This window comes from Streptomyces albus subsp. albus, assembly GCF_000725885.1.
Taxonomy (GTDB): domain Bacteria; phylum Actinomycetota; class Actinomycetes; order Streptomycetales; family Streptomycetaceae; genus Streptomyces; species Streptomyces albus.
The window spans coordinates 19,833-32,834 of sequence record NZ_JODR01000026.1 but is presented as its reverse complement, the minus strand read 5'-3'; the positions used below and the strand labels follow the sequence as shown (position 1 = coordinate 32,834).

Below are 13,002 nucleotides of genomic sequence, written 5' to 3'. Positions count from 1 at the left end.
TTCAGTACCTCCCGCGGGTCGCGGCGGCGATCTCGTGGTCACTCGCGCCCTCGAACAGGGCGATCTCCCCCGCGCGCACCGCGCGGACCGCGCCGAACAGTTCCTCGCCCAGGGCCGCGCGCAGCACCCGGGACTCCTCGAAGCGGCGCAGGACCTCCTGGGCCGAGCCGGGCAGCCGCATATGGGTGCCGGTACGTGCCGGGTCGCCCGAGACGGGGTCGGGCAGCCGGGCGCCGTCACCGTCCGCCAGCCCGGCGAGCCCCGCCGCGATGACACCGCCCACCAGCAGATACGGGTTCGCGGAGGCGTCCACGCACTTGATCTCCGCATTGGCGGCCTGCGGCATCCGCTCGCCGCCCGCCACGAACCGCAGTGCCGCCTCACGGTTCTCCAGCCCCCAGCACTGGTGCGCCCCGGCCCAGCGGGAGGGGCGCAGCCGCAGAAGGCTGGCCGGAGAGGGGGCGCCCAGGGCCAGCAGTTCGGGCAGCCGGTGCAGCACGCCGGCCCAGAACGCCTCCGCCTCGCGGGTCATCCCGCATGGACCCGGTCCGCCCGAGGACAGATTGCGGCCCGAGCGCCACAGGCTCAGGTGCAGATGCCCGCCGTTGCCCACCCCGTCCGGTTCCACCACCGGTCCGAACAGGGCGGTCAGCCCGTGCCGCAGCGAGACCGCACGCACGGTCTCGCGCACCAGTACGGCCAGATCCGCCGCGCCCACCGGGTCGGACGGCGCGGTGGAGACCTCGAACTGGCCCGGCGCGTACTCCGGGTGGATCTGGAGCACCTCGACACCCTGGGCGGTGAGCGCCGCGAGCACATCGCGCAGATAGTCCGAGGTCTCCACCAGCCGGGCCATCCCGTAGGCGGGGCCGGTGGCCGGGTAGGCGGGTTCCGCCGCCGGGCCGGGCGCCGGGCCGCGGACGACGACCCACTCCGTCTCGAAGCCGGCCTTCAGGGTGATGCCGTGCTCGTCCAGCGCCCGCCGGGCCATGCGCCGGGCGAATCCCCGCTGGCAGGCCGCGTAGGGCCGGCCGTCCTGCTCGTGGCGGTCCACCGGGGCCCACGCCCAGCCCGGCTGCGCCGCGAGCACCGTCAGCCGGTCCAGGTCGGGCACCAGCCGCAGATCGCCGTCGGGGCCGCCGATGTGCGGGCTGTCCGTCATGGAGTCGTCCACGAGATAGACGTCGAAGCACGGGGACATGCCCACTCCCGTGCGGATCACCTCTTGGAGGCGCCGGGCCGGTACCGCCTTGACGCGGGTGAGGCCCGCGTTGTCCACCCAGGTGAGCGCCACGCCCTCGACCCCCGCCTCGGCCAGCCGCGCCGCGGCGGCACCGGCCCGCTCGGCGGCGGGGCCCGGCCCTGGGCCGCCGCCGGGACCTTGTACGGCTTCCGGGTGTACCGCCGCTCCCGCATCCCCGTGCGCCGTCGTCGTCGTTCCGTGCGGCGGAGGCCGCCGTGTCGTTCCCATGAGGGAGGCGTTTACTCCGTCTCCGCGATCAGGGCAAGTCGCCACACACTGCCCGGAGCGGCATTCCGGGGATGTGCCAAGGGCAAGAAGCATCGGCGCGACGTGCCTGACATCAGGGCTAGTTGGGCAGTACCCCCCTGTGAGGCCACGCCGGAGCGGGGAGGGAACCTTGGAAGGTGGCGAGACCATTGCGGCTACGGTACGGGAGCAGCGGTATGCGCATCACTGACGTCACTGGCGGCGAGGCCGCCGCCAGAGACGCCGTGCGGCACGGCGAGAGGGAAGGCACCGGCATGTCGCCGGCCGTACCCAGAAGAGTGCTGGGCATCCGGTTGCGGAGGCTGCGCGAGGCGCAGTACATATCGCCCAGGGAGGCCGCCGAGGCCATCCGGGTCTCTCCCCGGCACATCGAGGACGTCGAGCAGGGCCGGACCGGCTGCGCGCTGAGGGACGTCGCGGACCTGCTGACCATCTACGGCGTCACCGACGAGAGCGAGCGCGCCGTCCTCACGGCCCTGGCGCAGCAGGCCGACAGGCCCGGCTGGTGGCACGCCTTCCAGGGCGTGGTGCCCGGCTGGCTGCACAACTACCTCGGCCTGGAGCAGGCGGCCAGCGTGATCCGGACCTACGAGGTGCAGTTCGTGCCCGGTCTCCTCCAGACGCGGGAGTACGCGCGAGCCGTCATCGAACTGGCGCACGAGGAAGAGCCGGAGGCGGGCATCCAGCGGCGCGTGGAGCTGCGCATGCGGCGCCAGCAGATCCTCTTCGGTCCCCGCTCCCCGCACCTGTGGGCCGTCATCGACGAGGCCGCGCTCCGGCGCCCGGTCGGCGGGGCGGCCACGATGCGTGCCCAGCTGCGCCATTTGATCGCACTGAGTGAACTGCCGCAGGTCACCATTCAGATCATGCCGTTCAGCGCGGGCGGCCACGCGGCGGCGGGCGGCCCCGTCACACTGCTGCGGCTGCCCGAGAGCGAACTGTCCGACGTCGTCTACCTGGAGCAGCTGGACTCGGCCTGCTACCTGGAGGACGAGACCGACATCGAGGCGTACCGCCGCGTGACCGACCGCCTGGTGACCCGCTCGATGCCGCCGGACGAGACCCGGGAGATGCTGCGCACGATCGCCGAGGAACTGCCCGAGGAGGAGCCCGCGCCCACGGTGCGGCGCTTCCTGCGCGGCTAGGAGGGCGTTCCGTCCCCAGCGCCCTCCGCCCCTCCGAACCCGCCCCCCGGTTCGGACCAGAGGCCGGTGAGGGCAGCACCGTCCGGTGTCCGGCCTGCGCGAATCGCGGTGGTCCGCAGCCGGTCCGGGCCTCGTGCCTGCGCCGGGCGAGCCGGCCGGCGGGCCGGGCGACGATGGCCCGGGTACCCCGGATGTCAGGGCGCAAGCGTGCCCGGGGCGTCACTTCCCAGACGGCTGAGCGCCTGCATGGCTCCGCGCTCCACGCGTGCGAGAGCGTGGAAGAGGGCGCCTGCCCGGGCGAGGCACCGCTCGTCGCCCGTTGTGCCGGCCTGCGCGATCAGTGCGGCGGCCTGGGACCACATGGTGGCCGCCTCGGCGTACAGCCGGTGTCCGGTGCGCAGATGGCCGCTGTCGAGGAGCCGGCCGCATTCGGCGAGGAAGTCCCGGTAGAGGTTGCGGAACAGCGCACCTCCGGTGCCCGCCTGCTCCATCAGCAAGGCGGCCCGCGGCAGGTCCCGCTGCGGGGTGCCGGTGCGCCGCAGCCAGGTGCGCACCAGCTTGCCCGCCTTCTCGATGCCCCGGTGGCCGAGGTTGGCGATGGGCGGATCGAGGAAGGCGTGCGCGCAGGCGGTGACGGCCGGCACGATCCGCTCCCGCACGTCGGGCAGCGGCTGCTCAGCGGTGAGGGTGAAGGAGCGGTGCCTGGCGGTCATCGGGCCGCGCGCCGCCCGGGCTGCGGCGAGGGCGGCCAGGCCGGTGGACACGGCTCCGCCCTGCTGCTCGGTGTCGACCAGCAGGGCGTTGTGCTCGTCGTAGCCGTACAGGGCGACGACATGGCCGCCGAAGTGCACCTTCGGGGAGAAGTAGTCCAGATGGTGGCTGTCGAGCTGGAGCCCGACGGGACGGCCTGCCTCGATGTCGGTCACCACGTTCTGCCACGCCTTGCGCGCGGAGGTGGTCTCCTGGACCCGGAGTTCCAGGCCGAGGTTCGCGGCCAGGTTCCTCGTCAGCTCGAACGGTCTGACGCGTCCCCCGAGGAAGGGGAAGCCCATGTTCTTGCCGTCCCAGTAGACGAAGGACAGGCCCGAGCCGAGGCCGAAGAGCATCGGCTCGGACAGATCGAGCCCTTGGTGCCGCAGCAGCACTCCCAGAGCCGTCGTCTCGCAGTGCTGCCCACCGCGGGCCTCGACGCCCGCCACCGTCGTCATGCCGTGCGCCCCCTCGGCCGGCGTCCTCACAGCGGGTCGAGGCGGGCCTTGAGCAGGCAGAACTCGTTGCCCTCGGGGTCGGCGAGGACGTGCCACTGCTCCTCGCCGGTCTGGCCGATGTCGGCCCGGCGCGCGCCGAGCTTCAACAGGCGCTCCAGCTCGGCGTCCTGGTCGCGGTCGGTGGCGTTGACGTCGATGTGCAACCGGGGCTTCCCCGGCTCCGGCTCCTCCCTGCGGCCGAGGATGAGGGTCGGCTGCGGGCCGCCGAACCCTTCGCGCGGCCCGATCTCCAGGGTGCCGTCCTCCTCGCGGTCGAGCACCACGAAGTCGAGGACCTCGCACCAGAACCGCGCCAGCAGCTCGGGGTCGCGGCAACCGAGCACGAGCTCACTGATACGACACGCCATTGCCGGAACCCTCTCTGAGCGGGGAACTGCACGAAACCGCAACGCGGGGGAGTCCTGGGACCCCGCGGCGGGCAGAGCAGAACGTACCCGGCGGGGCGAGCGGACGGGAAGAGATTTTCGAAAGCTCCGGCGGGGTGCCGCACGGCCGGGCCGCCGGCGGAACGCCCCGCGTGGTGCGGGCCGGCCCCGGCGGCGAGCGGGCCCCGGCCCGGTCAGCCGGCGTCGGGGAGGCGTTCGAAGACCGCGGCCAGGCCCTGTCCGCCGCCGATGCACATGGTCTCCAGACCGAAGCGCGCGCCGGTACGCCGCATCGTGTGCGCGAGCGTCACCAGGATGCGGGCGCCCGTGGCCCCCACCGGGTGACCCAGCGAGATGCCGGAACCGTTGACGTTGATCCGCTGCTCGTGGTCCCGCTCGGTCAGACCGAGCGCCCGGGTGCAGGCCAGCACCTGCGCGGCGAACGCCTCGTTCAGCTCGATCAGGTCCAGGTCGGCCAGCCGGAGCCCGGCCTTGGCCAGCGCGTCACGGGTGGCGCCGACCGGGCCCAGCCCCATCGTGGCGGCCGGCACCCCGGCACGGGCGAACGACACCAGGCGCACCACGGGCCGCAGCCCCAGCCGCTCGGCGGTCCCGGCGGTGGTCACCAGACAGGCCGCAGCGGCGTCGTTCTGGCCGCTGGCGTTGCCGGCCGTCACGGTCGCCTCCGGATCCTGGGCGAGCCGCACCGGACGCAGCGCCGCCAGCTTCTCGGCCGTGGTGTCGGGCCGCGGGTGCTCGTCGGCGGCGACGACGCTCTCCCCCTTGCGGGTCCGCACGGTCACCGGCACCGTCTCCGCCGCGAACAGCCCCTGCGCCAGCGCCCGTCCGGCACGCTGCTGGGAGCGGAGGGCGAGGGCGTCCTGCTCCTCCCGGCCGACGGAGAACTCCCGGCGCAGGTTCTCGGCCGTCTCGATCATCCCGCCGGGCACCGGATGGTGGACGCCGCCCGCCGTGACGCGGCCCCGCGCCAGGGAGTCGTGCAGCGTCAGAGCCGGGCCCTTGACGCCCCAGCGGCCCTCGTGCGTGTAGTAGGGCGCCGCGCTCATCACCTCGGCGCCGCCCGCGATGACGACCTCGCTGAACCCGGCCCGTATCTGCATCGCCGCGTCCAGCACCGCCTGGAGGCCCGAGCCGCAGCGCCGGTCCACCTGGACGCCGGTCACCGAGGGGGGCAGGCCCGCATCCAGTGCGGCGACCCGGCCGAGCGCGGGCGCCTCCGCGCTGGGGTAGGCCTGGCCCAGGATCACCTCGTCCACCTGTGCGGGGTCGATGCCGGTCCGGGTGACGATCTCGGAGATCACCAGCGCGGCCAGCTGCTCGGGCCGCTGTCCGGCGAGGGCGCCGCCGAACCGGCCGATGGGGGTGCGCAGGGGTTCGCAGATGACTACGTCGGACATCGTGTGTCCTTTCCGGGTCGGGAGGGGGCGGGCCGGTGCCTCGGCCGGTGGGGCGGTACCGGTCTGGGCGGCCCGACGGTGGGGCCGGCAGCGCCCGCAGCACCGCGGGCGGGCCGGTGGGCGGGCGATGGGCCGGCCCGGTCCGCCGGACGTGGGTGCGGGAGATGAGGGTGGTGCCGGAATGCACGGCCCCGGGCGCGAGGATCGTGTACGGGCCGGGCGCCTGGTGGACGAGACGCGGGAGGGGCCGGGCGCGCTCGCGGGTGCGGAAGGCCGCCCCGCGCGGGCCGCAACCGGCGTTCGCGGGGAGGGCGGTGACGCATGGCCCGTCCGCCAGGCCGGCCACTCCGGTCCGCAGGGACGCAGTGGCGGCGGACGGTGGCAGGCCGGCGCGCTGACCGGTTCCTCCTCGGCGGTCGCCCGGCCAGCCACCCCGGGCATGCCGGCCCGCAGCCGGACGCAGCCGAGGCCCGGCGGGCTGCCCCCGACCCGCATCAGGGCCGGCCTCGCGTACGCCTGACCCCGCGTCACCGGCTCGGCCCCCTGGGCGCGCTGTACCCACCGCGCGGCCGAGCCGGAACGGTACGGCGTGACGGGCAGCGCCCGTGCGACCGACGCCCACCCGGCCGGCTGCCCGCGGCCCCGGCCACCCTCGTCGCGGCCCGAAGACCGGCCGGGGCCGCGCGGCACCGGTCCCGGGAACGCCTCACCCGCGCCGGCCGGCCGCACCGGGCGCGTACCGCGTGTGAAGAGGCGGCCCCCCGGCTCCCGTTCCGGTCGGCGGATCCGCCGGCTGTGCGGCGGCCGTACCGGCCCGATCCGCTCGGCGGCCCGCCCGGAGTGGGGTTCCTCGGCACGGCGACGAACGCGGCGAGGTGGCGCAGCTCCACGGTGGGCTCACTCTCCGGGGGCTCCCCGAACCGATCTGTTGTCCGTCCCGGGAAGACCCTAATTTGGTAGCCGAATCGGATCAATGCCGCGGCCGGCGGTCAGGATCGGCCGGCACGCGCCCCGGCGAGGAGGAGCCGTACATGCGCATCAGGGTTGTGGGGGCGGGCACCATGGGCCGCGGTATCGCGCAGTGGGCCGTCACGGCCGGGCACACGGTGGAGCTGAGCGATGCGCGGCCCGAGGCGGTGGCCGACGCCGTCACGTTCGTCGGCACCATGCTGGAGCGGGCCGTGGCCAAGGGGCGGCTCGGCCGCGCGGAGGCCGACCGCGCACGGTCCGCGCTGTCCGCCCTGGAGTCGCCCCTCGAAGCGCGCACCGGCGCCGCGCCGGATCTGGTGGTCGAAGCGGTGGTGGAGGACCCGGAGGTCAAGGCGGAGCTGTTCACCGGGCTGGAGCGGGTACTGCCCGCCGGCACCGTGTTCGCCACCAACACCTCGTCCCTGTCGGTCACGGCGCTCGGCGCGCGGCTCGCGGATCCGGGACGCCTCGCCGGGCTGCACTTCTTCAACCCCGTGCCACTGATGAGACTCGTGGAGGTGGTGCCGGGCGCGGCGACCCGCGAGTCCGTCGTCGAACTGCTGACGGAGCTGGTGGCCTCCTCCGGGCACCGCGCGGTCACCGTCGCGGACACGCCCGGTTTCCTCGTCAACCACGCCGGTCGGGGGCTGGTGACCGAGGCGTTCGCGCTGCTGGAGGAGTCCGTCGCCGGGCACGCCGCGCTGGACCGGATCGCCCGGGACGTCCTCGGCCTGCGCATGGGGCCCTTCACGCTGATGGATCTGACCGGCCTCGATGTGACGTCCTCCGTGATGGAGACCGTCTGGACCGGCTTCCGCCACGCCGACCGGCTGCGCCCCTCCTATCTGACGGCGAACCGGGTCGCCGCCGGACTGCACGGGCGTAAGACGGGGCGGGGCTTCTACGCCTACGGCGACGGCGAGGCGGGCGCGGAGGTGCCGGAACCCCGCATCGAGGGCGGTGACCCGGCGCGGCCGGTGCGGGCGTTGGGGGAGGAACTCGCCGCGCTCGCCGGCGCGGGCCAGGGCACCGACGCCGGGGACGACGCCCTCGTCCTGGTCCCGACGTGGGGGACCTCGGTGGCCGCGGCCGTCGCCGCCGGCGGACTCCCCGCCGACCGCACCCTGGGTGTCGATCCCCTCTCGCTCGACAGCCCGCGCCGCGTCCTGGCCGTCACACCGGCCGTGCGGGACACGGCCGTCGGAGACGCCGTCGCCGTGCTGGCCCGCGACGGGCACGCGGTGACGGTGGTGCGGGACACGGCGGGCTCGGTCGCGCAGCGGCTGCTGGCCTCCGTCGTGAACGTCGCCGCGGGCATCGCCGAACGCGGTATCGCCGCACCGCAGGACATCGACGTGGCCGTCACCCTCGGACTGGGCTACCCCCACGGCCCTCTCGCCTGGGCGGACCGGGTGGGGGTCGCGCGGATCGTGGACCTGCTGCGCAACCTCCAGGCCGAGACCGGCGATCCCCGGTACCGGCCCAGCCCATGGCTGGTCCAGCGGGCGCATCTGGGCCTGCCCGCGACCACGCCGGCGGCCCCCCTCCCGGAATGAGCGGGCCGGGCCCCGGCACCGGGCCCGCGCCGGCCCGGCCGCCGTCACCGCTCCTCGTCGTAGAGCGCCTCGATCTCGTGCGCGTACGCCTCGGCCACCGCGGCGCGCCGCACTTTGAGGGACGGGGTCAGCAGGCCGTTCTCCTCGGTGAACTCGCCCTCGACGATGCGGAAGCGGCGGATGGCCTCGGCCTGCGAGACGGCTTCGTTGGCGTGGTCCACGGCCCGCTGCACCGCGGCCACCAGTTCCGGGTGCTCGCGCAGCCGTGCCGTCGGGGCGTCGGGCGGCAGTTCGCGCACCGCGAGCCAGTGGGCGACCGCTTCCGGATCCAGGGTGACGAGAGCGGCCACGTAGCGGCGGCCGTCGCCGACGACCATGCACTGCCCGACGGGGGAGCGGCTGCGCAGCCGGTCCTCCAGCGGGGCGGGGGAGACGTTCTTGCCGCCGCTGGTGATGAGGATGTCCTTCTTGCGGCCGACGATCGTCAGATATCCGTCCGCGTCCAGCCGGCCCAGGTCGCCGGTGGCGAACCAGCCGTCGCGCAGCACCTCGGCGGTGGCCTCGGGCCGGTTCCAGTACGCGCCGAAGACGATGTCGCCCTTGACGAGCACCTCACCGTCGTCGGCGATGCGCACGGCGGTGCCGGGCACTGGGCGGCCCACGGTGCCGGGGCGCGGGCCGAGCGGCGGGGTGACGGTGGCCGCGGCGGAGGTCTCGGTGAGCCCGTACCCCTCGTAGACGACGATGCCCGCCGCGTAGAAGAACAGATTGAGCCGGCGGTCCAGGGGCGAGCCGCCGCTGATGGCGTAGCGCAGCCGGCCGCCCAGCTCCTTGCGGACGCGCCGGTAGACCAGCAGGTCGTACAGGCCCCAGGCCAGCCGGGTACCGATCGAGGGGCCTTTGCCGGTGCCCAGGAAAGCGGCCAGGTGCGCCTCGGCGAAGCGCACGGCCACCCGGTCGGCGCGGTCGAAGGAGGCGGCCCGGCCCATCCGCTCCGCCGTCTGCCGGCCCGTCTCGTGGATCTTCTCGAACAGGTACGGCACGCCCACCAGGAACGTGGGCCGGAACGAGCGCAACTCGGGCCGCAGCTCGTCCGGTTTGATGCTGGGGCAGTGCCCGAGTTCGATCCGCGCCCACAGACACGCGATCTGGAGGGTGCGGCCCAGGACGTGGGCCAGCGGCAGGAACAGCAGGGTCGCGCCGGTCTGCCCGGTGACGGCCTGGAAGACCGGATGCAGCAACTCGACCGTGTTGGCGGCCTCCGCGTGGAGGTTGCCGTGGGTGAGTACGCAGCCCTTGGGCCGGCCCGTGGTGCCGGAGGTGTAGCAGAGGGTGGCGATGCTGTCGGGGCCGAGGCCGGCGCGGCGCCGGGTGATCTCCTCGTCGGGTGTCCCGCGCCCCTCCTCGGCCAGCCGCTCCAGCGCGGGACGGCCGCCGCCGGGGCCCGGGTCGATGTGCCACAGCTGCGGGCGCCGTGCCAGGGCGTCGAGCGCGGGCCGGGCGGTGGCCGCGTGCTCGGCGGTCTCCACGAACAGGAAGGCCGCCTCGCAGTCGCGCAGTATCCACTCGACCTGCTCGGTGGAGGAGGTCGGGTAGACGGGGACGCCCACTCCGCCGGCGGCCCAGACCGCGAAGTCGAGGACGCACCACTCGTAGCGGGTGCGGCACATCAGCGCGACCCGGTCCCCGGGCTCCAGCCCGGCGGCCACCAGTCCCTTCGCGGTGGCGGTGACCTGCGCGGCGAACGCGGCGGCGGTCACCGGCTCCCACCGGCCGGCCCTCTTGCGCCGTACGACGACGGTGGTGGGCGCCTCGGCGGCGTTGGTGAAGGGGATGTCGGCGAGGCTGCCGGTGGTGGGGGCCGTGACGAGCGGACGGGCACGTGCCTCGCGCACCGTGCCGCCTTCCTCGACCACCTCGACCGGGCCGCGGCCGGCGAGGTCGCCGCGGCGCTTCGCCGCCCTGAGATCCTTCCTGACGCCCATCTCTTCGGCTCCTGTTCGCGGGTGCGTAAGTGGTGCCTGGGTGGGTGGTGCGGGATCGGGTGACCGCCGGGCGGGGTCCGAACGGGCCGGCGGGAGTGCCAACTTACTGATGCGTAAGCAGAAATCAATGCCCCGGACACCACCGGCCGCAGCCGCACCGGGGCCGCTTCGGTGCCGCCGGAACACCCCCGCGCTTCCGGGCGGCGGCACCCGGCGCGCTGGGGCCGCAGTGCCCCGCGTACTCAGCCGCCGATGAAGAACGACCGCCGCGATGCGCGGTAACAGACAAGAAACCGGGCCCGTTCCGGCACGCGCCGAGAAAACGGGAAACGGCTGGTTGCGCGACCGGTTACCCGCTCGTAGCGTTCGGTTCCACCGGGGCGCCGCCTTTCCGTCGGCGTCATGGCTCGCGAGTCGTATCCCCAGGCCGCCCCACGCGGCCAGGACCCCGTGACCGTGCCCCGAGCCGGCTGCGGGGTCCGCTCATGCGCGTAAGTGCGTTCCGCCCACATCCCAGGAGCTGCCATGAGACGCACGCTGTCCGCGTTCCCCGAAGACCGCCGCCGAGCCGCCCGGCGGGCGGGCGTCGCCGCCGCCGCGCTCGGCTGCGTGATCCCCCTCCTCGCCGTCGGCACCGCGCAAGCCGACTCCTCGTCCGGCTCCGCCGCCGCGCCCGTCCGGCTCGACTACCCCCTCAACGGCACCACCCATCTCACCGGCACCGGCAGCGACCTGGCCCTGGGCCCCGGCACGCTGAAGACCTCCACGAACCTGACCACGGGCGAACTGACCGCCGAGACCCAGCTCCCCGACGCGCCCGGCTCCTTCAAGGCCCTCGGCATCCCCATCTCGGTGACCACCGAGTTCATCGAGGAAGAGCCGACCACCGGCACCCTCGACCTGAAGACCGGCGCCGTCAGCACCACCTCGCACCTGACGCTGCGGCTGAAGAACCTCAAGGTCGCCGGCATCCCCACCCCGGTCGGCCCGAACTGCAAGACCAGGACACCCGCCGTCATCGGCCTCAAGTCCGAGCCCGGGTTCAACGTCTTCACCGGCGGCACACTCAGCGGGACCTACACCATCCCCAAGTTCGAGCACTGCCTCCTGGCCACCCCGGTCATCAACAGCATGGTGCCCGGCGACGGCAACACCCTCTCCCTCACCCTGGGCAAGGCGGCCCGGCCACCGGCCGAAGCCGGCTCGTGAGTCAGCCGCCCTCGTGCCCCCTGGGCAACTCCGGCTCCCGGTCCCGCGCATGCGCACCGGCCGGGAGCCGCACCGCCGTACGGCGGCGCAACTGCAGCGCCCGCAACGCCAGCTCCGTCGCGAACCGCTCGTCCGGGTCGCCCAGTTGGGCACCCAGCACGCGTTTGAGCGCCCGCATCCGGTAGCGCACCGTCTGCGGGTGCAGATGCAGGGCCTGGGCCATCTGCGCCGCCGTGCCCCGCGTCGTCAGCCAGGTCAGCAGCGTGTCCACCAGGCGGTCCCGCTGTCCGGCCGTCAGCCCGGACAGCGGCGCCAGCTGACGGGCCGCCAGATGCTCGGCCAGTGCCGGGTCGCCGGCCAGCCATAGCGTCACCAGATGGTCCTCGCAGCGGATCAGCCGCTGCGCCGGGACCAGCCCCGACTCGACCAGCCGCAGTGTTTGCCGCGCCCAGCGCAGCGAGTCGGCCGCCCCCGAGGGCGGCACCGTCACCCCGATCACGGCGTGCCGCTCGCCCACGGCGGTCTCCAGCATCGCCGCCCGCTCCTCGTCGATCTCCCCGGGCACCAGCAGGTGCGGCTGCCGGTCCTCCAGGTCGGCCAGCACATCGTCGGCGAGGCCGGGCAGGCGTAACCGGCCCCGCTCCGTCTCCGCGGGCAGCGCCACCAGGGTGACCCGGGCCGGGACGGGCCAGCCCACCCGCTGGGCCAGCTCCGTGACCGTGGGGTGCGCCGCCGTGCCGGGAGCCTGGGCGGTGCGCCGGCCGCGCAGCGGGCCGTGCCCGGGGGCCGGCCCCGGTTCGGCCGAGGAGGCCAGCAGCAGCCGCAGCAGCCGGCCGCGCTGCGACTCCCACGCCTCGTCGCCGCCGCCCCTGGCCTCCACATAGCCCTCGCGGCACAGCGACTCGATGACATCGGCGTAGGCGAACACGGCGTCGGCGAACGCCACGATCATCGACGCCGGGAGGTTGTAGCGGGTGCCCACGCTCGTGGCCCGGCGCAGCCCCACCCGCGCGGCGACGCGGAGCGCCGACTGGAGACAGCGCAGGCCGCGCCCCTCGTGCGCCTCCAGCCTGCCCAGGCTGCGGCAGAGCGCGTCCCGCTGCGCGGTGTCGGCGGACGGGTCCGCGACCAGTTCGACGAACGTGGTGAGGTTCTGGCGCACGCAGTGCAGCAGCACCGTACGGTCGGGCCCCTCCAGCAACGGCCGGTACTCGGGCACCATCCGCCCGATCTCCTGCACCATCTCCTCGGCGACACCGGGCAGTTCCGGCCACATGATCGAGGCCAGCTCCTGGGGGAGCGGGGCCGGTGCCTGCGCGCGGGACTGGGACGCTGCTGCTGTCTGCGCCATGGACGTACCCTCCACTGTCGGCCTGGGGCAGTAGGAAAAGCCAACCGGCCAAGGTGGGGGACGAGTCCGGTGTCGCGCTGTCGGTGCGGCCGGCGGGCTCACGTCGGAACGCGCACTCCCGATGCCGTACGGCGTGGGGGCGGCACCTGTTGCGGTGCGTACGGCATCGGCGCTCGTGCACGGCAGACCATAGACCAGCGGGCGTCGCCGCGCAGCCCCCCGGAGC

At 74.5% G+C, this 13,002-nt stretch carries 9 protein-coding genes; 3 read left to right on the top strand and 6 right to left on the bottom strand.

The window, feature by feature from the left end:
- Nucleotide 1 precedes the first annotated feature (1 nt).
- Entirely contained in the window at nucleotides 2–1,471 is a 1,470-nt protein-coding gene (locus IO40_RS0126610; protein ID WP_016470982.1) for a type I glutamate--ammonia ligase, read from the bottom strand.
- A 215-nt stretch (nucleotides 1,472–1,686) separates the two neighbouring features.
- Between IO40_RS0126610 and IO40_RS0126605 the strand changes: the two genes are divergently transcribed.
- Nucleotides 1,687–2,655 carry a helix-turn-helix domain-containing protein gene (locus IO40_RS0126605; protein WP_016470983.1) on the top strand — a complete coding sequence of 323 codons (969 nt, stop codon included), beginning with the start codon at nucleotides 1,687–1,689 and terminating at the stop codon, nucleotides 2,653–2,655.
- Nucleotides 2,656–2,849: 194 nt separating this feature from the next.
- On the opposite strand, the gene IO40_RS0126600 is transcribed toward IO40_RS0126605, so the two are convergent.
- From IO40_RS0126600 to IO40_RS0126590, 3 genes are all read right to left on the bottom strand, one after another.
- A complete protein-coding gene (locus tag IO40_RS0126600) occupies nucleotides 2,850–3,863 on the bottom strand; it encodes a BtrH N-terminal domain-containing protein (RefSeq protein ID WP_016470984.1) in 1,014 nt (337 codons plus the stop codon).
- Between the two features lie 26 nt (nucleotides 3,864–3,889).
- On the bottom strand, nucleotides 3,890–4,270 hold the full coding sequence (locus tag IO40_RS0126595) for a VOC family protein (protein WP_031031591.1): 381 nt from the start codon (nucleotides 4,268–4,270) through the stop codon (nucleotides 3,890–3,892).
- 212 nt (nucleotides 4,271–4,482) lie between these two features.
- Nucleotides 4,483–5,706, bottom strand: a complete 1,224-nt coding sequence (locus tag IO40_RS0126590) for an acetyl-CoA C-acetyltransferase (RefSeq protein ID WP_016470986.1) — start codon at nucleotides 5,704–5,706, stop codon at nucleotides 4,483–4,485.
- A gap of 1,031 nt (nucleotides 5,707–6,737) precedes the next feature.
- Between IO40_RS0126590 and IO40_RS0126580 the strand changes: the two genes are divergently transcribed.
- Nucleotides 6,738–8,231: a 3-hydroxyacyl-CoA dehydrogenase gene (locus IO40_RS0126580; RefSeq protein ID WP_031176276.1), complete on the top strand. Its 1,494-nt coding sequence runs from the start codon at nucleotides 6,738–6,740 to the stop codon at nucleotides 8,229–8,231.
- A 44-nt stretch (nucleotides 8,232–8,275) separates the two neighbouring features.
- Here IO40_RS0126580 and IO40_RS0126575 read toward each other — a convergent pair whose 3' ends face one another.
- Nucleotides 8,276–10,216: an AMP-dependent synthetase/ligase gene (locus IO40_RS0126575; RefSeq protein WP_031176275.1), complete on the bottom strand. Its 1,941-nt coding sequence runs from the start codon at nucleotides 10,214–10,216 to the stop codon at nucleotides 8,276–8,278.
- Between the two features lie 525 nt (nucleotides 10,217–10,741).
- On the opposite strand from IO40_RS0126575, the gene IO40_RS0126570 reads away from it, so the two are divergent.
- Nucleotides 10,742–11,425, top strand: coding sequence for a hypothetical protein (locus IO40_RS0126570; protein WP_016470990.1), 684 nt, complete (start codon nucleotides 10,742–10,744; stop codon nucleotides 11,423–11,425).
- A 1-nt stretch (nucleotide 11,426) separates the two neighbouring features.
- Here the strand turns inward: IO40_RS0126570 and IO40_RS0126565 are convergent, their stop codons facing one another.
- Nucleotides 11,427–12,776 (bottom strand): PucR family transcriptional regulator, encoded by a 1,350-nt coding sequence (locus tag IO40_RS0126565; RefSeq protein WP_031176274.1) that lies wholly within the window; start codon nucleotides 12,774–12,776, stop codon nucleotides 11,427–11,429.
- Between the last annotated feature and the right edge of the window lie 226 nt (nucleotides 12,777–13,002).

Excerpts from the sequence above, each read along its gene's own strand:
- IO40_RS0126610 (WP_016470982.1), bottom strand. The coding sequence starts at position 1,471 with ATGGGAACGACACGGCGGCCTCCGCCGCACGGAACGACGACGACGGCG.
- IO40_RS0126605 (WP_016470983.1), top strand. The coding sequence starts at position 1,687 with ATGCGCATCACTGACGTCACTGGCGGCGAGGCCGCCGCCAGAGACGCC.
- IO40_RS0126600 (WP_016470984.1), bottom strand. The coding sequence starts at position 3,863 with ATGACGACGGTGGCGGGCGTCGAGGCCCGCGGTGGGCAGCACTGCGAG.
- IO40_RS0126595 (WP_031031591.1), bottom strand. The coding sequence starts at position 4,270 with ATGGCGTGTCGTATCAGTGAGCTCGTGCTCGGTTGCCGCGACCCCGAG.
- IO40_RS0126590 (WP_016470986.1), bottom strand. The coding sequence starts at position 5,706 with ATGTCCGACGTAGTCATCTGCGAACCCCTGCGCACCCCCATCGGCCGG.
- IO40_RS0126580 (WP_031176276.1), top strand. The coding sequence starts at position 6,738 with ATGCGCATCAGGGTTGTGGGGGCGGGCACCATGGGCCGCGGTATCGCG.
- IO40_RS0126575 (WP_031176275.1), bottom strand. The coding sequence starts at position 10,216 with ATGGGCGTCAGGAAGGATCTCAGGGCGGCGAAGCGCCGCGGCGACCTC.
- IO40_RS0126570 (WP_016470990.1), top strand. The coding sequence starts at position 10,742 with ATGAGACGCACGCTGTCCGCGTTCCCCGAAGACCGCCGCCGAGCCGCC.
- IO40_RS0126565 (WP_031176274.1), bottom strand. The coding sequence starts at position 12,776 with ATGGCGCAGACAGCAGCAGCGTCCCAGTCCCGCGCGCAGGCACCGGCC.